General features: G+C 68.8%; 17 protein-coding genes. 11 read left to right on the forward strand and 6 right to left on the reverse strand.

Annotated features, from left to right (window positions below; all coding sequences use genetic code 11):
* Positions 1 to 221: 221 nt before the first annotated feature.
* From mnmG to ACJMKX_RS11790, 5 genes are read left to right on the forward strand one after another with little or no spacing between them, the layout of a single operon-like run.
* Complete coding sequence (gene mnmG, locus ACJMKX_RS11770; protein ID WP_405225377.1) at positions 222 to 2,132, forward strand: tRNA uridine-5-carboxymethylaminomethyl(34) synthesis enzyme MnmG; 1,911 nt, start codon at positions 222 to 224, stop codon at positions 2,130 to 2,132.
* On the forward strand, positions 2,132 to 3,835 hold the full coding sequence (locus tag ACJMKX_RS11775) for a peptide ABC transporter substrate-binding protein (RefSeq protein WP_405225380.1): 1,704 nt from the start codon (positions 2,132 to 2,134) through the stop codon (positions 3,833 to 3,835). The genes mnmG and ACJMKX_RS11775 overlap by 1 nt, the downstream gene beginning before the upstream one ends.
* A 2-nt stretch (positions 3,836 to 3,837) precedes the next feature.
* Positions 3,838 to 4,755, forward strand: coding sequence for an ABC transporter permease (locus ACJMKX_RS11780; RefSeq protein WP_405225383.1), 918 nt, complete (start codon positions 3,838 to 3,840; stop codon positions 4,753 to 4,755).
* Positions 4,752 to 5,621 carry an ABC transporter permease gene (locus ACJMKX_RS11785; protein ID WP_405225386.1) on the forward strand — a complete coding sequence of 290 codons (870 nt, stop codon included), beginning with the start codon at positions 4,752 to 4,754 and terminating at the stop codon, positions 5,619 to 5,621. The genes ACJMKX_RS11780 and ACJMKX_RS11785 overlap by 4 nt, the downstream gene beginning before the upstream one ends.
* Entirely contained in the window at positions 5,618 to 7,471 is a 1,854-nt protein-coding gene (locus ACJMKX_RS11790) for an ABC transporter ATP-binding protein (RefSeq protein ID WP_405225389.1), read from the forward strand. The genes ACJMKX_RS11785 and ACJMKX_RS11790 overlap by 4 nt, the downstream gene beginning before the upstream one ends.
* Here the strand turns inward: ACJMKX_RS11790 and ACJMKX_RS11795 are convergent.
* A complete protein-coding gene (locus ACJMKX_RS11795; RefSeq protein WP_405225392.1) occupies positions 7,434 to 8,804 on the reverse strand; it encodes a DUF945 family protein in 1,371 nt (456 codons plus the stop codon). The genes ACJMKX_RS11790 and ACJMKX_RS11795 overlap by 38 nt on opposite strands.
* A 96-nt stretch (positions 8,805 to 8,900) precedes the next feature.
* On the opposite strand from ACJMKX_RS11795, the gene ACJMKX_RS11800 reads away from it, so the two are divergent.
* The gene (locus ACJMKX_RS11800; protein ID WP_405225395.1) at positions 8,901 to 9,578 is read left to right on the forward strand and encodes a c-type cytochrome; all 678 of its coding nucleotides are present in this window, start codon (positions 8,901 to 8,903) and stop codon (positions 9,576 to 9,578) included.
* Between the two features lie 33 nt (positions 9,579 to 9,611).
* On the opposite strand, the gene ACJMKX_RS11805 is transcribed toward ACJMKX_RS11800, so the two are convergent.
* Complete coding sequence (locus ACJMKX_RS11805; protein ID WP_405225398.1) at positions 9,612 to 11,153, reverse strand: cryptochrome/photolyase family protein; 1,542 nt, start codon at positions 11,151 to 11,153, stop codon at positions 9,612 to 9,614.
* A gap of 237 nt (positions 11,154 to 11,390) precedes the next feature.
* On the opposite strand from ACJMKX_RS11805, the gene ACJMKX_RS11810 reads away from it, so the two are divergent.
* From ACJMKX_RS11810 to ACJMKX_RS11830, 5 genes are all read left to right on the forward strand, one after another.
* Complete coding sequence (locus tag ACJMKX_RS11810; protein ID WP_405225401.1) at positions 11,391 to 12,386, forward strand: oxidoreductase; 996 nt, start codon at positions 11,391 to 11,393, stop codon at positions 12,384 to 12,386.
* 108 nt (positions 12,387 to 12,494) lie between these two features.
* The gene (gene prpB, locus ACJMKX_RS11815; RefSeq protein WP_405225403.1) at positions 12,495 to 13,388 is read left to right on the forward strand and encodes a methylisocitrate lyase; all 894 of its coding nucleotides are present in this window, start codon (positions 12,495 to 12,497) and stop codon (positions 13,386 to 13,388) included.
* A gap of 51 nt (positions 13,389 to 13,439) precedes the next feature.
* A complete protein-coding gene (prpC, locus tag ACJMKX_RS11820; RefSeq protein ID WP_405225406.1) occupies positions 13,440 to 14,564 on the forward strand; it encodes a bifunctional 2-methylcitrate synthase/citrate synthase in 1,125 nt (374 codons plus the stop codon).
* Between the two features lie 12 nt (positions 14,565 to 14,576).
* Entirely contained in the window at positions 14,577 to 16,022 is a 1,446-nt protein-coding gene (locus tag ACJMKX_RS11825) for a bifunctional 2-methylcitrate dehydratase/aconitate hydratase (RefSeq protein ID WP_405225409.1), read from the forward strand.
* A gap of 162 nt (positions 16,023 to 16,184) precedes the next feature.
* Positions 16,185 to 17,432 (forward strand): OmpA family protein, encoded by a 1,248-nt coding sequence (locus tag ACJMKX_RS11830; RefSeq protein ID WP_405225412.1) that lies wholly within the window; start codon positions 16,185 to 16,187, stop codon positions 17,430 to 17,432.
* A 275-nt stretch (positions 17,433 to 17,707) separates the two neighbouring features.
* Here ACJMKX_RS11830 and ACJMKX_RS11835 read toward each other — a convergent pair whose 3' ends face one another.
* From ACJMKX_RS11835 to ACJMKX_RS11850, 4 genes are read right to left on the reverse strand one after another with little or no spacing between them, the layout of a single operon-like run.
* The gene (locus ACJMKX_RS11835) at positions 17,708 to 19,117 is read right to left on the reverse strand and encodes a glycosyltransferase family 2 protein (protein ID WP_405225414.1); all 1,410 of its coding nucleotides are present in this window, start codon (positions 19,115 to 19,117) and stop codon (positions 17,708 to 17,710) included.
* Positions 19,114 to 20,190, reverse strand: coding sequence for a HEAT repeat domain-containing protein (locus tag ACJMKX_RS11840; RefSeq protein ID WP_405225417.1), 1,077 nt, complete (start codon positions 20,188 to 20,190; stop codon positions 19,114 to 19,116). The genes ACJMKX_RS11835 and ACJMKX_RS11840 overlap by 4 nt, the downstream gene beginning before the upstream one ends.
* Entirely contained in the window at positions 20,159 to 21,328 is a 1,170-nt protein-coding gene (locus ACJMKX_RS11845) for a YaiO family outer membrane beta-barrel protein (protein ID WP_405225420.1), read from the reverse strand. Before ACJMKX_RS11845 ends, ACJMKX_RS11840 begins: the two co-directional genes overlap by 32 nt.
* Complete coding sequence (locus ACJMKX_RS11850) at positions 21,325 to 21,744, reverse strand: response regulator transcription factor (RefSeq protein WP_405225423.1); 420 nt, start codon at positions 21,742 to 21,744, stop codon at positions 21,325 to 21,327. Before ACJMKX_RS11850 ends, ACJMKX_RS11845 begins: the two co-directional genes overlap by 4 nt.
* Positions 21,745 to 21,809: the final 65 nt, after the last annotated feature.

Genomic DNA, 21,809 nt, shown 5'->3' on the forward strand with positions numbered 1-21,809 from the left:
ACCGCTCCCTGCAGTCCGCACGAAAGTGGGCAATACTGCGGGCCGACCCGCCTGCTGTAAAGACGGTTTCCCCTTTGCTCCCGGTAGTCGGGCACTTAGAATGTGCCGCCTGCGGCTGCATGCCGCCACGGTCACCGTTGCCACGACGGCCGTACTGGCCACGACCGGCCACCGGCCCGCAGCTACGGCATCTCGATTCCCGGAATTGAAGACCCATTGCCATGGACAACGGACGTCACTACGAAGTCATCGTCATCGGCGGCGGCCACGCCGGCACCGAGGCGGCTCTTGCCGCCGCGCGCACCGGCGCCCGGACCCTGCTGGTGACCGACAATCTGGAGACGCTGGGCCAGATGAGCTGCAATCCCGCCATCGGCGGCATCGGCAAGGGCCACCTCACCCGGGAAGTCGACGCCCTGGGCGGTGCCTTGGCGCGCGCCATCGACCGGGCCGGCATCCAGTTCCGCACGCTGAACGCGAGCAAGGGCCCCGCCGTGCGGGCCACCCGGGCCCAGGCTGACCGGGCGCTTTACCGCCAGGCCATCCGCGGCTTCCTGGAAAACCAGCCGAACCTGACGCTGTTCCAGCAGTCCGTGGACGACCTCATCGTGGAAGGCGAGCGGGTGCGCGGCATCCTCACGCGCCTGGGGCTGCGGCTGACCGCAGAGACGGTGGTGCTCACGGTCGGCACGTTCCTCGGCGGCCGCATCCATATCGGCCGGGAGCAGTCCGGCGGCGGCCGGGCCGGCGACGCGCCGGCACTCCGGCTGGCCGAGCGGCTGAGGGAGCTGCCGATACGGGTGGGCCGGCTGAAGACCGGCACGCCACCGCGACTCGACGGCCGCAGCCTGTGCTTCGAGCGCATGCAGCCGCAGCCGGGCGACGAGCCGGCGCCCGTGTTCTCCTTTCTCGGCAGCCGGCAAGAGCATCCCCGGCAGGTGCCCTGCCACATCACCCATACCTGCGAGGCCACCCACGACATCATCCGGGCGTCGCTGGGCGAGTCCGCGATGTTCGGCGGCAACATCGGGGGGGTCGGGCCGCGCTACTGCCCGTCGGTGGAGGACAAGATCCACCGCTTCGCAGACCGCGGTTCCCACCAGATTTTCGTCGAGCCGGAAGGGCTCACCACCCACGAGGTCTACCCCAACGGCATCTCCACCAGCCTGCCGTTCGAGGTGCAGGAGCGCTTCGTGCGCAGCATTCCGGGCTTCGAGAATGCGCACATCACGCGGCCGGGCTACGCCATCGAGTACGACTTCTTCGATCCGCGGGATCTGATGCCGAGCCTGGAAACCAAGCAAATTCAAGGACTTTTCTTCGCGGGACAAATCAATGGCACCACCGGCTACGAGGAGGCGGCTGCGCAGGGACTGATCGCCGGCCTGAATGCTGCACGAAAAGTGCAGCAAAAATCGCCGTGGACGCCGGGCCGGGATGCGGCCTACATCGGCGTGCTCATCGACGATCTGAACACCCGCGGCGCCAGCGAGCCCTACCGGATGTTCACCAGCCGTGCCGAGTACCGGCTGCTGCTGCGTGAGGACAACGCGGACCTGCGGCTGACCCCGGTCGGCCGCGAGATGGGCCTGGTGGACGACGAGCGCTGGCGGCGCTTCGAGGCCAAGCGCGAGGCGGTGGCGCGTGAGCGCGGCCGGCTGCAGGCCTGTCTGGTCCGGCCGGCCGACGTGACCGCCGAAGAGGCCGGGCGGCTGCTCGGCGGGCCGCTTTCCCGGGAGGCGCGGGCGCTCGAGCTCCTCCGTCGTCCCGAGCTCGACCATGCCGCGGTCACGGCGCTCGCCGCCGTCGGCGCGGATACCCTCGACGAGACCCACCCGCCCGAGGAGGCGGAGCAGACCCGTCTGCAGGTGGAGGTGGGCGTCAAGTACGAGGGCTATATCGAACGCCAGCAGCGGGAGATCGCCCGCCACGCCCGCCAGGAGCACCTGGCGCTGCCGGCCGATCTCGACTACACGGACGTGCAGGGACTGTCCAACGAGGTGCGCCAGAAACTGGCGGCGGCGCGGCCGGCGACCATCGGCCAGGCCTCCCGGCTGGACGGGATGACGCCCGCCGCCGTCTCGCTGCTGCTGATCCATCTCAAGAAACGCGGTCTCAGGCGCAGCGCCTGATGGAGTATGCCCCGGTGGAGAAGGCCATGAATGCGACGAGAGCCATGGTGGCAGCGGCGGCCCTGCTGCTGACTGCCTGCGGCGGTTCCGGCGACACAGCCGGGGAGGCGCCCGGCGCGAAGCCGTCCGAGGCGGCGCCGCAGGCCGTCGACCAGGGCCCGGACTTCCTCCGCCGCGCCATCTCGGCCGAGCCGGAATCGCTGGATCCCCACCTCGCCCGCAGCGTCCCCGCCACCAAGGTGCTCGGCGACCTGTTCGAGGGACTGCTGACCCTGGGGCCCGACGGCAGCCTGCAGGCGGGCGCGGCGTCCGGCTGGGAGTCCGGCGACGAAGGCCTCACCTGGACCTTCCACCTGCGCGAGGGTCTCGCCTGGTCGAACGGCGATCCGCTGACGGCGGAGGATTTCGTCTGGAGCTTCCGCCGTCTGCTGGACCCCGCCACGGGCGCGTTCTACGCCAGCAATCTGGCGCCGCTCGCCGGCGCCGAGGCCATTCTGGCCGGCGAGGCCGTCCCCGACACGCTCGGGGTGGAGGCGCCGGATGCCCGGACGCTGGTGATCCGCCTCGCCCACCCGCTGGGCGACCTCCTGCACCGGCTCGCCCATCCCAGCGCGGCGCCGGTGCACCGACCGTCGGTGGAGCAATGGGGCGACGACTATCCCGCGCCGAAGCGCCTGGTCAGCAACGGCCCCTACCGGCTGGTGGAGCGGATCATCGGTGGCCACATCGGCCTGGAGAAGAACGGGTTCTACCGGGATCCCGTGTCGGTGCCGATCGAGCGGGTGCGCTACTACCCGCTGGAAGACGAGACCGCCGAGTACAACCGCTATCGGGCCGGCGAGCTGGACGTGACCGCCCGGGTGCCGGCGCCGGTTTTCGCCGACGTGGGCATCGAGCGGCCGGGTGAGCTGCGGGTGGCGCCCTATCTCGGCGTCTACTACGTAGGGTTCAACCTGAACGAGCCGCCGTTCGCCGACGCCCCCGGTCTGCGCAAGGCCCTGTCCCTCGCCATCGACCGGGAGCGCCTCGCCGAGGCGGTCCTGGGCCGCGGCGAGCAGCCGGCCTGGAGCTGGGTGCCGCCGGCCGTGCAGGACTATACGCCGCCCCGCTTCGGCTACGCGCAGGCCGGTGCCGAGGCGCGGGCGGAACAGGCGCGGCGTCTCTACCGGGAGGCGGGTTACGGCCCCGACCGTCCGCTGTCCTTCCGGCTGCGCTACAACACCAGCGACGAGAACCGCCGCATCGCCGCCGCGCTGCAGTCCATGTGGCGCGAAGTCCTCGGCGCGGAGGCCGAGCTGGTCAACCAGGAGTTCCGGGTGATGATCGCCGAGACCCGCAGGGGCGACGTGCCGGGGCTGTTCCGCGGCAGCTGGATTGCCGACTACGACGACGCGGGCAACTTCCTCTCGGTGCTGACCTCGCGCAGCAGCGCCAACCAGTTCGGCTACGCCAACCCGGCCTACGACTCACTCGTGGCGGCAGCCATGCGCGAGCAGGGCGGGGAGGAGCGGGCCTCCCTGTTCGCGAACGCCGAGACCGTGCTGCTGGCCGACCACCCCGTCCTGCCGCTCTTCTTCTACGTGAGCAAGCACCTGGTTCACCCGCGGGTGGGCGGCTGGGTGGATAATCCGCTCGACTATCATTACTCACGGTACCTCCGCCTGCGCGAGATCGAACCCGAAGGCCCCGACACCGGAGACTGACCTTGCTGCGCTATGCGCTGACGCGGCTCGCGAGCGCCATCCCGACGCTGCTGCTGGTGGTGGCGCTGGCCTTCGTGCTGGTGCGCGCCGCGCCCGGCGGCCCCTTCGACACCGAGCGCCGCCTCAGCCCGGCGATGGAGCAGCGCCTGGCGGAGGCCTATCACCTGGACGAGCCGCTGCCGACCCAGTTCCTGCGCTACCTCGGCGGTCTGCTGCAGGGCGACCTCGGCCCCTCCTATCGCTACCGGCAGTCGGACGTGAGCGAGCTCATCGCCGACGGCTTCCCGGTCTCGCTGAAGATCGGCGGCCTCGCCATGCTGCTGGCGGTGGTGCTGGGCATCGCCGCCGGCACGCTGGCGGCGCTGCGCCAGAACCGGCTCGCCGACCACGTGGTGATGGCGTTGTCGATGACCGGCATCTCGGTGCCGAATTTCGTCGTGGCGCCGGTGCTGGTGCTGGTGTTCGCCGTCGTGCTGCGCTGGCTGCCGGCCGGCGACCTCGCCTCGCCTGCCCATTACGTGCTGCCGGTGATCGCGCTCGCGCTGCCCCAGCTCGCCTACATCGCGCGGCTGACCCGGGCCAGCATGATCGACGTGCTGAAGAGCCCTTATATCCGCACCGCCCGGGCGCAGGGGCTGTCCGAGCGCAGCATCGTGCTGCAACACGCGCTGAAGCCGACGCTGCTGCCGGTGGTCTCCTACCTCGGACCGGCCACCGCGGCCATCCTCACCGGTTCGGTGGTCATCGAGCAGATCTTCAACCTGCCGGGACTCGGCCGTTTCTTCGTCCAGGGCGCACTGAACCGGGACTACACGCTGGTGATGGGCGTCGTCGTCTTCTACGGCGTGCTGATCGTGCTGTTCAACTTCGTGGTCGATCTGCTCTACGGTCTGCTCGACCCGCGGGTGCGCTACCGATGACCGCCGCGGCCGTGCCCGGCGGCCTCGGCCGCCACGCGCTCGCCGCACTCGGCCGTAACCGGGCGGCCGTGGTCTCGGCCTGCCTGCTGGGACTGATCGTGGTGCTGGTCATCGCCGGCCCCTGGCTGAGCCCTCACGACTATTACGAGACCGACTTCGACCGCATCCTGGCGCCGCCGTCGCTGGCCGGGGGCCACCTGTTCGGTACCGACGACCTTGGGCGCGACCTGTTCGTGCGCACGCTGACGGGCGGTCGCATCTCGCTCGCGGTCGGCGTCGTCGCCACCGCCGTCAGTCTGCTGATCGGCGTCGCCTGGGGGGCGGTCGCCGGCTATCTGGGCGGGCGCGTCGATCACCTGATGATGCGCGTGGTCGACATCCTGTATGCGATGCCGTTCATGTTCTTCGTGATCCTGCTGATGGTGGTGTTCGGCCGCAACATCCTGCTGATCTTCGTCGCCATCGGCGCGGTGAACTGGCTGGACATGGCCCGCATCGTGCGCGGCCAGACCCTCAGCCTGCGCCAGCAGGAGTTCGTGGAGGCCGCCGAGGCTACGGGCGTGTCCACCTTCTCCATCCTGCGCCGCCACATCGTGCCGAACCTGCTCGGCGTGGTGGTGGTGTACGCCACGCTGACCATTCCCCAGGTAATTCTGGTGGAGTCGTTCCTGAGCTTCCTCGGTCTCGGCGTGCAGGAGCCCATGAGTTCGTGGGGCTCCCTGGTGCAGCAGGGTTCCCGCCTGATGGAGACCGCCCCCTGGATGCTGGTCTTCCCGGGCCTGTTCCTGGCGACGACGCTGTTCTGTTTCAACTTCCTCGGCGACGGCCTGCGCGACGCGCTGGACCCCAGGGACCGGCCCCGATGAGCGTGCTCTCCGTCACCAACCTGGACGTCACCTTCGAGACCGCCGCCGGCCCGGTGGCGGCGGTGCGTGACCTGCGCTTCCGGCTGGACGCCCGGCAGACGCTGGGCATCGTCGGTGAGTCCGGCTCGGGCAAGAGCCAGTCGGTGCTGGCCATCATGGGCCTGCTGGCGGAGAACGGCCGCGCCGGGGGCAGCGTGAAGCTCGACGGCGAGGAGATCCTGAACCGGCCCGCGGCGGAGATGAACCGCGTACGGGGCCGGCGCATCGCCATGGTGTTCCAGGACCCCATGACCTCGCTGAACCCGCACGTCACCGTCGGGCGCCAGCTGGCGCGGGTGCTGATGGAACACCGTGGCCGCTCCTACAAGGACTCGCTGAAGGAAGTGGAGCAGATGCTCGATGCGGTGCGGCTGCCGGCGGCGGGCCGGCGGCTGTCCAGCTATCCGCACGAGTTCTCGGGCGGCATGCGCCAGCGGGTGATGATCGCCGGCGCTCTGCTGTGCCGGCCGGAGGTGCTGATCGCCGACGAGCCCACCACCGCGCTGGACGTCACCGTGCAGGCGAGCATCCTGGCCCTGCTGCGCGAGCTGCGCGACGCCTTCGGCACGGCGCTGATCCTGATCACCCACGACCTCGGCGTGGTGGCCGGGAATTGTGACCAGGTCATCGTGATGCAGCACGGCGAACGCCGGGAAGAAGGCGCCACCGCGGAAATATTTGCCAGTCCCCGGGACCCGTACACCCGCAAGCTGCTGGCGGCGGTGCCGCGGCTCGACGAGCGCACCCCGCTGCGTCCGGCGCTGGCCGCCGACGGCGCCGATCCGCTGCTGGAAGTCAGTGGCCTGAGCGTGCGCTTCCCGCTGCCACGCCAGCGGCTGCTCGCGCGCCGCGAGTATTTCCGGGCCGTGGAGGACGCGGACCTGACGCTGGCGCCGGCGGAGACCCTGGGTGTGGTCGGCGAGTCCGGCTGCGGCAAGTCCAGCCTGGCGCGGGCGGTGCTGCGGCTGCTGCCGGTCACCGAGGGCACGGTGGCGCTGCTGGGACGGCCGCTGGACCGGCTGGACCGTGCCGCGATGCGGGCCGTGCGCCGGGATCTGCAGCTGGTGTTCCAGGACCCGCTGGGATCGCTGGATCCGCGCATGCCCATCGGCGATATCGTGGCCGAACCGCTGACCGTGCACGAGCGCGGCCTCCGCCGGGCCGAGCGCCGGGAACGGGTGGCGGCCATGCTGGAGCGCGTGGGCCTGGGGCCCGAGACCCTGTCCCGCTATCCCCACGAACTCTCCGGTGGCCAGTGTCAGCGGGCCGGCATCGCCCGGGCGCTGGTCACCCGGCCCCGCCTGCTGATCTGCGACGAGGCCGTCAGTGCCCTCGACGTCTCGGTGCAGGCCGGCATCATCGACCTGCTGCTGTCGCTGCAGCAGGAGATGGGCCTCGGCATTCTGTTCATCGCACACGATCTCGCCGTGGTGCGGCGGGTGAGCCACCGGGTGATGGTGATGTATCTCGGCCGGATCGTGGAGCGGAACCGGGCCGGCGAGCTCTACGCGCGGCCCTGCCATCCGTACACGCGGGCGCTGCTGGATGCCGTGCCGGTGCCGGACCCCGCCGTCGAGCGCCTTCGGGCGCCGCCGCCGGCGGCCCGGGACCTGCCGGTGCCCTGGAATCCGCCGGCGGGCTGCGCCTACCGCACCCGCTGTCCCTGGGCCGTGGAGCGCTGCGCCGCGGAGGAACCGCCGCTGCGGTCAGTGGGTGGCGGCGAGGTCGCCTGTCACCGGGCGGAAGAGCTCGACCTGTCTCTGCCCACGCCGCTTACCAGGCAAGGGGAATCGGCAGCGGCAGACCATTGACGGTCAGCAGGCCGTTGCCGTATTCCGCCTGCATGCGATAGTCCTCGCCGTCCGGGCGCAGCATGCCGGCTGCGATGAGCATCTCCAGCTGCTCGGCAGCGTCGGGGGCGATGCTGCGCACCTGTTCCACCACGCTGACCGGGATGCGCAGTTCGACGGTGCCGGTCAGCCGTTCCAGCAGCTCCCGGGCTGCCAGCGGCGAACCGGTATCGCCAATGCCATCGCCATCGCCGCCGGCGGCCAGGGCCAGGTAGCTCGTGAGCCGCACCTCGCCTTCCGGCAGCGCGATGCCCAGTTTGCGCAGATCGAGCACCGGCCCCTCCGCCACCAGCCGGGCAAGGTCCGGCTCCATCAGTCGGTATGCCTCCCCCGGCGGTATCTGCGAACCTGCTCCCTCGAGTGTCTGCACGGTGTCCGAGAGGGAGGCGAGGCTGGGCTCGTGCACGTTCTGTATCGCCAGCTCCACGCTCAGGGAGACGGGCCCGGGCCCGCCGCCCTCGATGCGGCCCACCTGCAGTTCCGTGGTGCCGGAGAGGAGCTCACCCACCAGCTCGCCGTCGGACGTGAGCCGGATGTCCTGCAGGGTGACGCCCGCGTCGTCCTCGGTGACCGAAACCGTGCCGATGGTCACAGCCGTCGGGCCTACCGGGAGGCCGTTAGGGCTGTAGTGCTGGATGCTGTCGCCCTCGATGTCGGCGATGCGCACCCGCGCGGTGCCGCTGCCGGCTCGGTCCGTGGCCACCAGTTCGAAGCCGCCGATGCGCCCGCGTGTGTGGATGCGGCGCCCGTCGGCGCTGATGTCGGCATCGAGGTTCGCCGCCTCCCAGCTGATGCGCCCGGCGGTTTCCGGCAGTTGCCGGGAACCGGCCTGCAGGCGGAACTCCGCGTGGGTGCTGCCGTCCAGCGCCGTACTCGTGACCAGCCTTCCGGGCAGTGGCACCGCCTCCCCGTCGCTGCCGGGGTCCAGGCTGAACGTGGACACCGCCCGGGAGAGCCCCGGCCGGAACGGCGCGTCGGCGCCGCGTGGCAGCGGTCCGTGCTCGATGCGGGTGTCGATCACGATGGCCGGCTCGTCGGCGAACACCTCGCCGCCGGCCAGTTCGCGCAGGGCCTCGGTGGTCCGGGGGTCGGTGATGACGATGCGGTGGCGGCTGTCGCTGGAGAACCAGCGCCGGCGGTACTCCTCCGTGACGATGGCCATGCCGGGTCGCTTGTCGGCGCCCGCATCCAGCCGCTCCTCGAGCTTGCGCTCGGTGAACGAACCGAGGAACCAGGGCGCCGCCAGCAGCACGGCGAAGAGTCCGAGTACGAGGAAGAACAGGGTTTTCTTCACGACCGCTCCGGGCGCCAGGGCAGGCTGTGGATGCTATCACAGCGCCCGCAGGGCCCAGGCGGGGCGACGGTGCCGGATGTGCGCTAGAAATCGGCGATGACACTCACTACCATAGCGGCCTTGTTTCCGATCCCCAGCCATCACACGGGTATCTGCGTGCTCACACTGACCTTCAAGCGTGCGGCCCTGCTCGCCGCAGCCCTGCTCCCCCTGTCCGTCCCCTTCACCGCCGGCGCCGCAGGCGATGCGGAGCGGGGCGAGGCGCTCGCCTATACCTGCCTCGGCTGCCACGGCATCGAGGGCTATCGCAACGCGTATCCCTCCTTCCGGGTGCCAAAGCTGGGCGGTCAGCACCCCGAGTACATCGTGGCCGCGCTGAAAGCCTACAAGGCCGGCGAGCGGCCCCACGACACCATGAAGGCCCAGGCGAGTTCGTTTTCCGAGCAGGAGATGCAGGACATCGCCGCATATTTCGCCACCTGGGGCGAGGCGCAAGCCGAGCCGCAGCCGAACGTACCGGAGGGTGCGCCCGACAAGCTCTCCACCTGCGTGGCCTGCCACAGCGGCAATGGCATCAGCCAGTCGCCGGAGTGGCCGACCCTGGCCGGGCAGCACGAGAGCTACCTCGCCCACTCCCTCGAGCAGTACAAGGACGGCACGCGGGTAAACGCGGTCATGGCAGGCATCGTCACTGCGCTGACGCCGCAGGAGATCCGCGCGCTGTCGGCCTACTTCGCCGGGCAGAAGGGCCTGTTCACCACCGTAGAGGACTAGCGCCCGGCAGCGGATGGCGCCGGGGCCGGGCGGCTAGCCGGACAGGGAACGGCGGAAATCCCGCGCCTGTCCGCGGATCGTCCCCAGCTCCTCTTCGCTCCAGCGGTCCAGGTTCTTCAGGATCATGTTCATGCGGCCCGTCTGCCGCAGTCGTTCCCGGTTGCGCGCAAGGAAGTCCCAGTACAGGAGCGTATAGGGGCAGGCGTCCTCGCCGGTGCGTTTCCCGGGGTCGTAGCGGCAGCCGCTGCAGTAGTTGCTCATGCGCTTGATGTACGCGCCGCCGGCCGCATAGGGCTTGGAGCCCACGATGCCGCCGTCCCCGTGCAGGGCCATCCCCAGGGTGTTGGGCAGCTCCACCCACTCCACTGCGTCCACGTAGACGGCGAGATACCAGTCGCAGACCTCTGCCGGCCGCAACCCTGCGAGCAGGGCGAAGTTGCCGATCACCATCAGCCGCTGAATGTGATGCGCATAGCCGTTGCCGAGGGTGTCGCCGATGCTCTGCGCCAGGCAGTTCATCTGCGTGTCGCCGGTCCAGAAGAAATCCGGCAACGGCTGCTCGTGCTCGAAGTGATTCAGGCCGCGGTAGCCCGGCATCTCCAGCCAGTAGACGCCGCGTATGAACTCCCGCCAGCCGAGGATCTGGCGCACGAAGCCCTCCACTGCGTTCAGCGGCGCCCGGCCCTCCCGCCAGGCATCCACGGCCGCGTCGATCGCCTCCCGGGGGTCCAGCAGCTTCAGGTTCAGGCTGGACGACAGCAGGGAGTGATACAGGAACGGCTCGCCCTGCCACATCGCGTCCTGGTATCGGCCGAACAGCGGCAGGCGGCCCGCGACGAAGGCCGCGAGGGCCTCGCGCGCCTGCTCGCGCGTGACCGGCCAGCGGAAATTCTCCGTGCTGCCCGGGTGGTCCGGGAAATGCCGATCGACGGCGTCGAGCACGTCGCGGGTTGCCGCGTCCGGCTCGAAGCCGGTCCGCTCCGGCAGGTCGCCCGGCCCGTCCCGCCCGAAGGATTGCCGGTTGTCGGCATCGTAATTCCAATCGCCGCCCACCGGCTCGTCGCCCTCCATCAGCACGTCGTGGCGCCGGCGCATCTGCCGATAGAAATACTCCATCACGAGGCGCTTGCGTCCGTCCGCCCATGCGGCGAATTCCTCGCGGGTGCAGAGGAAATGACCGTCGGCGAGCCATTCCACGGGCAGGTCGAGCGAGCCGCACACGGTGTCCACGGCATGGCGAACCCGCCATTCGCCGGGTTCGACCGCCACCAGACGCCGTGCGTGATAGCGCTTCGCCGCCTCCTCGATGGCGGCCGGGAGACTGGCCACGCCCTCGTCGATGTCCCGGTAGGAGATCCGCCGGCCGGACTCGCGCAGCTCCGCGGCGTAATGGCGCATGGCCGCGAAGAACACGGCGATGCGGTGCTTGTGGCTGGGCACGGCGGCGGCCTCGCCCGCGGTCTCCGCCATCAGTATTACGTCTTCGGCGGGATCGGACCCGGCGACAGCGGCATTGTTTTCGTCCAGCTGGTCGCCGAGCACCAGCACCAGGTCCCGGCAGTTGCGCTGCGTCATGGCTCTCTCCGTCGCTTGGGCGTCACTCTAACCCGGGTGGCGGCACGGTACAGAGGGCGTAGAATTGGTCAGTGCCTGCGCACGGGGGCGGATGCCCGCCGGCAGCCGGCTTGCGGCGAGCCGTCAGTCCGATCCGGATTTCCGCGCCGTTGGTAACAGCCATCACCACACGAGCCATCACCACACCAGCCATTCCCCCAACAGCCATCACCCAGGAGCTATCAGCCAGGAGCGACCATGGACAGATTCAGGGCCTACCGCATCGACAAGCAGGACGACGGGATCACCGCCGGGTTCGAGGAGATCGGCCTCGACGACCTGGGCGAGGGCGACGTGGTGGTGAAGGTCGGCTGGTCCACCATCAATTACAAGGATGCGCTGGCGGCGACCGGCACGAGCCCCATCCTGCGTCGCTACCCGCTGGTGGGCGGCATCGATCTCGCCGGCGTGGTGGAGAGCTCGGCGGACGAGCGCTTCCCGGTCGGTACTCCGGTGCTCGTGAACGGCTGCGGGCTCGGCGAAAGCCATGACGGCGGCTATGCCGAGTACGCCCGGGTGAAAGGCGACTGGGTGGTGCCCATACCCGACGGTATGGATGCCCGTGAGGCCATGATGATCGGCACCGCGGGCTACACCGCGGCGCTGGCCGTCCACCGCATGGAACAGAACGGCCAGGCGCCGGAGACCGGGCCGGTGGCGGTGACCGGTGCCACCGGCGGCGTGGGCAGCATCGCCATCGACATGCTGGCGGGCCGCGGCTACGAGGTGGCGGCGGTCACCGGCAAGGCCGACGAGCGCGGCTATCTCGAGTCCATCGGCGCCGCCGAGGTGCTGCTGCGCGACGAGATCGACCTGGGCAAGCGGCCGATGGAGAGGGCCCGGTGGGCCGGCGCGGTCGACAACCTGGGCGGGGAAGTGCTGACCTGGCTCACCCGCACCGCCGACTACGGCGCCAACATCGCCAGCATCGGCCTCGCCGCCAGCCCGAAGCTCGAGACCACCGTGCTGCCATTCATCCTGCGCGCGGTGTGTCTGCTCGGCATCAACTCGGTGGACACGCCGCGGCCTCTGAGGCTGGACGTGTGGAAGCGCATCGGCACTGATCTGAAGCCCCGCCACCTGCACGACATCGGCCATCGCGAGATCGCCTTCGAGGATCTGCCCGGCGCGTTCGACGATTACATCGCCGGCCGGGTGACGGGCCGCACCATCGTACGCATAGGGGGCGCGTAGCCCGAAAATAGTCCGACTGGTCTATTTGGGAAAGGGCTCGGCGCTGGTTTAGAATCGCCGCCCCCGCCCGGGACCCCGGGATCGATCGGAAACACTGGAGAATTCGGGATGCAGAAGGAATCGGCCGGCGCCAGGTTCTGGCAGGCGCTGGAGGATGAACGGCCCCTGCAGGTGGTCGGCACCATCAATGCCTACAGCGCCCTCCTGGCCGGAGAAGCCGGTTTCCGTGCCATCTACCTGTCCGGGGCCGGCGTGGCCAACGCGTCCTTCGGTCTGCCGGATCTCGCGATGACCACCCTGAACGACGTCTGCGAGGACGTGCGCCGCATCAGCTACGTGAGCGACCTGCCGCTGCTGGTGGATGCCGACACCGGTTGGGGCAGCGCCTTCATGATCGGCCGCACCATCCGCGAGCTGATCCGGGCCGGCGCCGCCGGCTGCCACATCGAGGACCAGGTGGCGGCCAAGCGCTGCGGCCACCGGCCGGGTAAGGCGCTGGTGGAGGCCGGCGAGATGGTGGACCGCATCAAGGCCGCCGCCGACGGGCGCACCGACGATCGCTTCGCGATCATGGCCCGCACCGATGCCCACGCCGTGGAAGGACAGCAGGCCGCGCTGGACCGGGCCGCCCGCTACGTGGAAGCGGGCGCCGACATGATCTTCGCCGAGGCACTGACCACGCTGGACGAGTACCGCCAGTTCACCGCCGCCATCGACGTGCCGGTGCTGGCGAACATGACCGAATTCGGCAAGACGCCGCTCTTCACCACGGAGGAGCTCGGCGAGGCCGGCGTGGCGATGGCGCTGTACCCGCTGTCCGCCTTCCGCGCGATGAGCGCGGCGGCCATGCACGTATACCGCACGCTGCGCTCGAAGGGCACCCAGGAAGCGGCCGTGGAACGCATGCAGACCCGCGCGGAACTCTACGACGTGCTCGGCTACCACGAGTACGAGGAGAAGCTCGACGAGCTGTTCGCCGAGAGCGGGCTCGCCAGGAAATGACACGACCGCCGTTACCGGAACGACGACACAACGATACGGGGACCGAAGACTATGACAGTTAACAAGAAGACCGGTGGTCTCGCCGGTGTGGTGGCAGGCAAGACGGCGCTCTGCACGGTGGGCAAGGAAGGCGCCGGACTCACCTACCGCGGCTATGACATCGACGACCTCGCCCACCAGGCGAACTTCGAGGAGGTCGCCCATCTGCTGATGCACGGTAAGCTGCCGAACCGCAGCGAACTGGAAGCCTACGTGAAGAAGCTGAAGGGAATGCGCGGCCTTCCCGACGAGCTGAAGACGGTCCTGGAGATGATCCCCGCCAGCGCCCATCCCATGGACGTACTGCGCACCGGGGTGTCCTTGCTCGGCAACCTGCAACCCGAGGGCGATGTGTCCAACCAGGCGGACGTGGCCGACCGGCTGGTCGCCGTGCTCCCGTCGATCCTCCTGTACTGGCACCGCTTCCACGCCGACGGCGCCAGGATCGAAACGGAGACCGACGACGACAGCGTCGCCGGCCACTTCCTGCACCTGCTGCACGACAAGCCGCCGAGCGAGCTGCACAGAAAGACGCTCGATACCTCACTGATCCTCTACGCCGAGCATGAATTCAACGCGTCCACCTTCACGGCGCGGGTCATCACGGCCACGCTGTCGGACTTCCACAGCGCCGTGACCGGCGCCATCGGCGCGCTGCGCGGCCCGCTGCACGGCGGCGCCAACGAGGCGGCGATGGAGCTGATCGAGAAATTCTCCTCGCCGGAGGAGGCCACCGCCGGCATCAAGCAGATGCTGGAGCGCAAGGACAAGATCATGGGCTTCGGCCACCGCGTCTACACCGAGTCCGATCCGCGCAATACGATCAACAAGAAGATGTCGAAGCGCCTCTCCGAGGAGACCGGCGACACGCATCTCTATGCCGTATCCGAGGCCATCGAGAAGGTCATGTGGGACGAGAAGCGGCTGTTCGCCAACGCGGACTTCTTCTCGGCCAGCTGCTACCACTTCATGGGCATCCCCACTTACCTGTTCACGCCCATCTTCGTGTGCTCGCGCATTACCGGCTGGGCCGCCCACATCATGGAGCAGCGCGCCGACAACAAGCTGATCCGGCCGGGCGCCGACTACGTGGGCCCCGATCTGCGGCCGTTCACGCCCATCGACGAGAGAGACTGACAGGAGACCTCCATGTCCGCCGATATCCGCTCTGCCAAGCGGCCTGACCCCGATCAGGTCCTGGTCGACATCGCCGATTACGTCACCGGTTACGAGATCGACAGCGATGTCGCCTACGAGACCGCCCACTACTGCCTGCTCGATACGCTGGCCTGCGGCTTCCAGGCGCTGGACTATCCCGCCTGCACCAAGCTGATGGGCCCGGTCGTACCGGGTGCGACGCTCAAGGGCGGGGCGCGGGTACCCGGCACGGATTACGAGCTGGACCCGGTACAGGCGGCCTTCAACATCGGTGCCATGATCCGCTGGCTGGATTTCAACGACACCTGGCTCGCGGCCGAATGGGGTCACCCCTCGGACAACCTGGGCGGTATCCTGGCCACCGCGGACTATCTCAGCCGCCAGGCGCGCAAGGACGGCAAAAAGCCCCTCGCCATGCGCGACGTACTGACGGCCATGATCAAGGCCCACGAGATCCAGGGCGTGCTCGCGCTGGAGAACAGCTTCAACCGGGTGGGCCTGGACCACGTGCTGCTGGTGCGCATCGCATCCACCGGCGTGGTCACGAAATTGCTCGGCGGCGACCGCGAGCAGGTCATCAACGCGGTCTCCAACGCCTGGATCGACGGCGGCGCGCTGCGCACCTACCGTCACGCGCCCAACACCGGTTCGAGGAAGAGCTGGGCCGCGGGCGACGCCACCAGCCGGGCGGTGCGCCACGCGCTCATCGCACTGAAGGGCGAGATGGGTTACCCGTCCGCCCTGTCGGCGAAGACCTGGGGCTTCTACGACGTGCTGTTCAAGGGCAAGGAATTCACCTTCCCCCAGGGCTACGGCAGCTATGTCATGGAGAACATCCTTTTCAAGATCTCCTACCCGGCCGAGTTCCACGCACAGACTGCGGTGGAAGCCGGCATGAAGCTGCACGAGGAGGTACGCGACCGCGTCGACGAGGTCGAGCGGATCGTCATCGAGACCCAGGAGCCCGGCGTGCGCATCATCGACAAGACCGGCCCCCTCGACAACCCGGCCGACCGGGACCACTGCATCCAGTACATGACCGCCATTCCGCTGATCTTCGGCCGGCTTACCGCGGCCGATTACGAGGACGACGTGGCAAGCGACCCGCGGGTGGACGCGCTGCGGGATGCGATGGTGGTCACCGAGAACGAGCAGTTCACGAAGGACTACTATGATCCGGACAAGCGCTACATCGGCAATGCGGTGCAGGTGTTCTTCAAGGACGGCTCGAAGACGGAGCGGGTGGAGGTGGAATACCCCATCGGCCACCGCAAACGCCGCGAGGAGGGCATCCCGGTGCTGATGCAGAAGTTCCGGAAGAGCCTGCAGAAGAAGCTCGCCGGCGACCAGTGGAAACAGCTCTCCGAGCTTTCTGCCGACAAGGACAAGCTGGCGGCTACGCCCGTCGACGAATTCGTGGCACTCCTCGTCAAATAAAATGTAGGAGGGCCTTCAGGCCCGACCTGGTAGAGGATCGGGCCTGAAGGCCCTCCTAGCCGGCTGTTGACTTGTCTTGTTGCGCGGCCGGACAATGTTGAACGAAGCGCGCAGAACCTTGCCCGCACGCACGACTGCCTCGAGTATTCAGGGAGAATCCTAATGAGCAGGACCATCGCAGTCTTCACCGCAATATTCATCGCTCTCCTCGGCGCCGGCCAGGCGCTGGCAGGAGACAACGTCGGTGAGGTCTACATCACGCCGTCCATCGTCTACATGGACGATGATGCGGACCGCAACGTGGATGACGGCATCATCGGCGGCCAGCTGGCCATCGGCTATGCCTGGACCCGCTTCATCAACATCGAGGGTTTCATCAACGTGGGTCAGCTCGACGGCGCGCAGGACTTCGATCAGTACGAGATCGGCGCCAACCTGCTCGGCGTGTTGAATCGCGAGGGCATCTTCTCCCCCTATCTGCTGGCAGGCATCAGCCAGACCGAGACGGACGAGCCTCTGGGCGGTACCAACAACGAGGCGGCCTCCAGTCTGGGTGTCGGCTTCATGCTGGACCTGGGTAACACGCCCGCCACGCTGAGGGCCGAATGGCGTTACCGCACCGAGCTCGCCGGCTACGAATTCGAGGACCAGATCGCCACCCTCGGCATCCAGTTCCCGCTCGCCGGCGGCAAGCCCCGGGTGGTGGACACCGACGGCGATGGCGTGCCCGACGACGTCGACCGCTGCCCCGGCACGCCCATCGGCACGCCAGTGGACCGCTTCGGCTGCGAACTCGACTCCGATGACGACGGCGTGGTGGACAGCATCGACGAATGCCCGAACACGACGCCCGGCGCTGCCGTGGACGCGCGGGGTTGTGAGCGCGACAGCGACGGCGACGGCGTCGTCGACAGCCGCGACCAGTGCCCGGGCACCCCGGCCGGTGCCCCTGTGGACGAGGTCGGCTGCGAGCTCGACTCCGACGGCGACGGCGTGGTCGACCGCCTCGACGAATGCCCGAACACCGCGGCCGGCGTCCCGGTGGACACCCGCGGCTGCGAAATCCGCGACGTCATCCGGCTGCCCGGCGTGAACTTCGAGACCAACTCCGACCGGCTGCGGCCGGGCGCGGAGGACGTGCTCGAAGACGCGGCCGAGACGCTGAAGCGCAACCCGGGTCTCGAGGTGGAGGTGGCCGGCCACACCGACAGCCAGGGCGCGGCGGCGTACAACCAGGGCCTGTCCGAGCGCCGCGCGCGCACGGTCATGGACTACCTGATCGGCCGTGGCGTCGACGAGGACATGCTGAGCTTCCGCGGCTACGGCGAGTCCCAGCCCATCGCGGACAACGCGACGGCAGCGGGCCGCGCCGAGAACCGCCGGGTGGAGCTGCGCATCCTCGACCGATAGGACAATGTAGGAGGGGCTTCAGCCCCGATTCCTCCCTGCCAGGTCACCTTCTATTGTGGCCGCCCTGCGGGGGTGTCCATCTTGCTCCCGACAAAAGGTCGCGGCGATGGATACCCCCGCATGACGGCCGTGCTTGCGGTGTTGTGACGGCAGCGCCAGTCAGCAGGGCCTGCTGACTGGTGCCAAACCTCTCAGGCACGGGCCCGCCACCCTGGTCCACCCGATGGCGGGCCAACGTCAAAAGAGACCGGATCGGGCCTGAAGGCCCTCCTACATTAGCTGTCCGCCAGGCTGGTGCTGCGGGTGATCGTCTCCCACTTGTGCTGGCCGCCGCGCCACCAGCGGAACAGGCCCTGCAGGCGCCAGAGCGCGGTCAGCTGGCGATAGCCGAAGTTCTCCACCACGGCGATCACGTACAGCAGCAGCAGGTCGCGCGTACGCGGGTACATGTGGAACGACAGCTCCTCCAGCATGATCGCGCTGGTGGAGAGCAGCACGCCGAGTCCGATGGCGAGCGCCAGGAATATCCCGGCCTCGGGCCAGGACAGCCAGCCCATCAGCCCGCAGACGATGATGAAAACGTAGCCCGTCACCTCGATGATCGGGCCGAACAGCTCGAAGATCAGATAGAAGGGGATCGCCAGCCAGGAGACGGCTCCGCCCCGCGGGTTGAAGATCAGCGAGCGGTTCATGAACAGGCACTGGCCGAGACCGTGCTGCCAGCGTACCCGCTGGCTCTTCAGGTCCTTCAGCGTCTCCGGGGCATCGGTCCAGCAGACGGGATCCGGGATGAAGCTGATCCGGTACGGTCGTCGTTTCGCTTTCATGAGCCGGTGCAGACGCAGGATCAGCTCCATATCCTCGCCGACGGCCTGCGGGTTGAAGCCGCCTACCTCCACCAGCGTTTCCTTGTGAAAGACGCCGAACGCGCCGGAGATGATCAGCAGACCGTTGATGGGCGACCAGCCCATGCGCCCGAACAGGAAGGCACGCAGATACTCGACCACCTGCACGAGCGCCAGGAAATTGCTTGGCAGTCCCACCTTCTCCAGAAAACCCTGACGCACGGTGCAGCCGTTGGCGATGCGCACGGTGCCGCCCACGGCCACCGTCGTGGAGTCTTCCAGGAAGGGCCTCACGATGCGGCGCAGGCTGTCGGGCTGCAGGATCGAGTCGGCGTCCACGACGCAGACGAGGGGGTAACGGCAGGCGTTGATGCCGGCATTGGAGGCGTCGGCCTTGCAGCCGCCGTTCTCCTTGTCGATAACCCGCAGGTTCCTGTAGCGGGCGGACCGGTAGATGGTTTTCACGGGCTTGCATTCGACGCGGGCCCGGTAGGCCTCGGGGAACGGTTGCAGGCCGAAGGCCTCGATGAGCTTCTCGAGCGTGTCGTCGCTGGAGCCGTCGTTCACCACCACCAGCTCGAAGTCCGGGTACTCCAGCTGCAGCAGCGCCTTGACGGAACTGATGATGGAGGCCGACTCGTTGTACGCGGGCACGACCACACTGATGGGGATGTCGAGCGCCGAGAACACGCCCTCCGCCTCGAACTGGTCCGCCGTCTGCAGGTAACGGCGGATGCCCATCGTCGCGATGACGTTCTGGGCCAGGTAGCCGACGTTGATGCCGACGAAGTAGGCCAGGAAGATCCACTGGGCGCCGAGTACGACGTCGGCGACGGTCATGCCAGGCCTCTCTCGGCCATGGCCTGCTCCAGCATATCCCGGGCATAGCGGTCGGACTGACGCTCGCGCAGGTCGCGCAGCGCGTTCGGGCCCAGGAACGGCAGCCGCACCAGAGCCTGGGCCGCGCGGTAGCGCACCCACCACTCCGGGTCGTCCAGCAGCGAGGCGAGCAGCGAAACGTGCTCCATCTGGCCGACACGCCCCAGTACCTTGGCCACCTGCATGCGCACATACCAGGCATCGTGACGCGTGAGGCTCGGCAACCGCGGCACGCCCGCGTGGCCGCTTACCTGCTTCAGTGCCGCCGTGAGAACGCCGGGATGGTTGGTGCTGCGGATGATCTCGTCGCAGAGCGCATCCACCGTCTCCGCCTCGGCCAGCGGCCCGAACTGCAGCAGGTAGATCTTCTCGTCGTCGTCGCCGGAGCGAATCGCACGGTACAGTGGCTCGCTGACGAGCTCGCTACCGGCCTTGCGCAGGATCCGCGAGACCCGTGTGCGCGGCCAGTCACGTCGTTGTGGAATCATCGGCACGAGCAACTCCACGGCCCGCGCCGGGTCGATCTCCGCCAGCGCCACGGCGGCGGTGACGGAAAGGGCCGTGTTGGGGCTCGCCACCAGCGCGGCGATCGCGCCCCAGCTGTCCGCGTCGCGCAGATGACCGAGCGTCTGCACCCCGAGCAGGCGGCCGCTGAGCCTGCGGCTGCGCAGGAGTTCGCGGGCGATGCGGGCGAAACCGAGTCGGTCGGCAAGGATGATCAGATTGTCGGCGGCGCTGCCTTCGACCGTGTCCCGGGCGCGGTTCCACTCCTCGAGCAGATCGGTGCGTTGATAATGCCGCACACGGGGCAGAGCCTCGTTCTCGGCGTTCCGGCGGGACAGTATCGCGTTGGCGAAGATGCCGCGCCAGCGCGAAACGAGGCGGCGCCGACGGCGGGCGCCCGTGACCGTCGCGAAGCGCAGGCCGAGTGTGTAGACGAACAACACCACCGTCGCGATACCGGCGACCACCGTGGACCAAAGCGCCGCCCTGACCTCGGTGTCATAGGCCGAATCGAACAGCCAGGCCAGCATAGCGCCTCCGGTAGATGTCTCCCTGCGCGTGGGTGCCGAGCCACCAGTCGAGCGTGATCCTCGGCGCGAGGGCGTGGCGGCCGGTCAGTGTGAGGCTGTCGACGTCCGTCTCCAGGATCTGTCCGGGTGCAACGACTTCGGTCTCCTCGCCCGTCGCGGCCACCAGCCCGAACGACAGCCCCGCCCGCGGGTACCAGCCCAGCGACACGACGTGGGACAGCGAGGTGGTGGCCCCGTGCAGCCGCGAAGCATTCAGGGTGTAGGAGGCCCGGTAGTCGCCGAAGTAGCGCTCCGCCTCGGCGGACCACGTGCTCACCGTCGTGGTCTCGTAACGGCGATGGCGGAAAGCGGCGGCCGCGTTCCAGCCATCGCCGAGCGCTCTCAGCACGCGGCCGTAGAACCCGGTATCCGGCAGGAATTCGGCGTCGCCGCCCAGCGCCAGCTCGGCCTGCAGGGTCCAGTCCTCTCCCGCCTGCCATATGCCGCCCACGCCGAACTCGAGGTCCGAGCGGTCGAAGCGCTCGTAGCGGCCCAGGCTCACGTGATAATCGCTGCTCGCGGCAGTCTCGCCGTCCAGGCGCAGGAACTGCTGCTGCCAGCCCGGCAGACCGTTGGTGAGGTCCTCGTAGCCCGCGCCCGCGGTCAGGAAGTAACGCGTCCCGGCGTGCGCGGCGTCGGGATTTTCGTCCTCTGCGAGACGCTGCTCCAGCCGCCGTACCGCCTCGTACTCCGGCGCCAGCCGTGCCGCCCGGCGCGCGCCCTCCAGCGCTTCGGCATCCCGCCCGAGCTGCTCCAGCGCGAGTGCGCGGCCGTACACGTAGTCGACGTTGTCGGGAAACTCGTCCAGCAGCGCATCGTATTCCGCCAGCGCGCCCCGCGGCTCCCCCGACCATCGCAGCACCTGGGCGAGGCGGAAGCGCAGCGCAGGGTCGCCGGGGCGCTCGGCCAGCGCGTCCCGCAGCAACGCGCGCGCTGCGGGCCAGTCCCGCTCGCCAATGGCGGCGTCGGCGGCCGTTGCCGGGTCGGTCGGGATGGCCTGGTCGTCCTGCCCGGCTGCCGCGGCCGCCACGGGCACGCCAGCGGCGAGCAGCCCGGCGAGCAGCCCGGCCTGCACAAATTGCAGCGCCGGCCGGCTCATGCCGATAGCCTCTCGCGGGTGGCGATCAGTCGCCGGATGCGCGCCAGCAGCTCCTGGGGCCGGAACGGTTTGGTGACATAGTCGTCGGCGCCCTGGTCCAGCGCCCGGGTCACGTCCATCTCGAGCACCTTGCCGGAGAGCACGAGAATGGGTACGTCGCGCCAGGCGGGGTCCTCGCGGGCGTCGAGGATGATCTGGTAGCCGGAGACATAGGGCAGCATCAGGTCCAGCACGATCACGTCCACCGGCGGCACGTTGCGCATCACCTCCTGGGCGTCGCGGCCATTCGGCGCCACCATGACCTCGTAGCCCGCGCGGTGCAGCAGGAACTCGAGCAGATAGGCGGTATGCTCGTTGTCCTCGACCACGAGGACACGACGTGCCGATCGGACACTGGGCGCGGGATTCTTGCTCAAGGCGGCCTGCAGGTGGGTTTCACATAATCAATGTGGAAAGTTTAGGGATCGTGAGTCCTGACGGC

Origin of the sequence: Lentisalinibacter sediminis, from assembly GCF_040706615.1 — a bacterium.
GTDB lineage: Bacteria > Pseudomonadota > Gammaproteobacteria > Steroidobacterales > Woeseiaceae > Lentisalinibacter > Lentisalinibacter sediminis.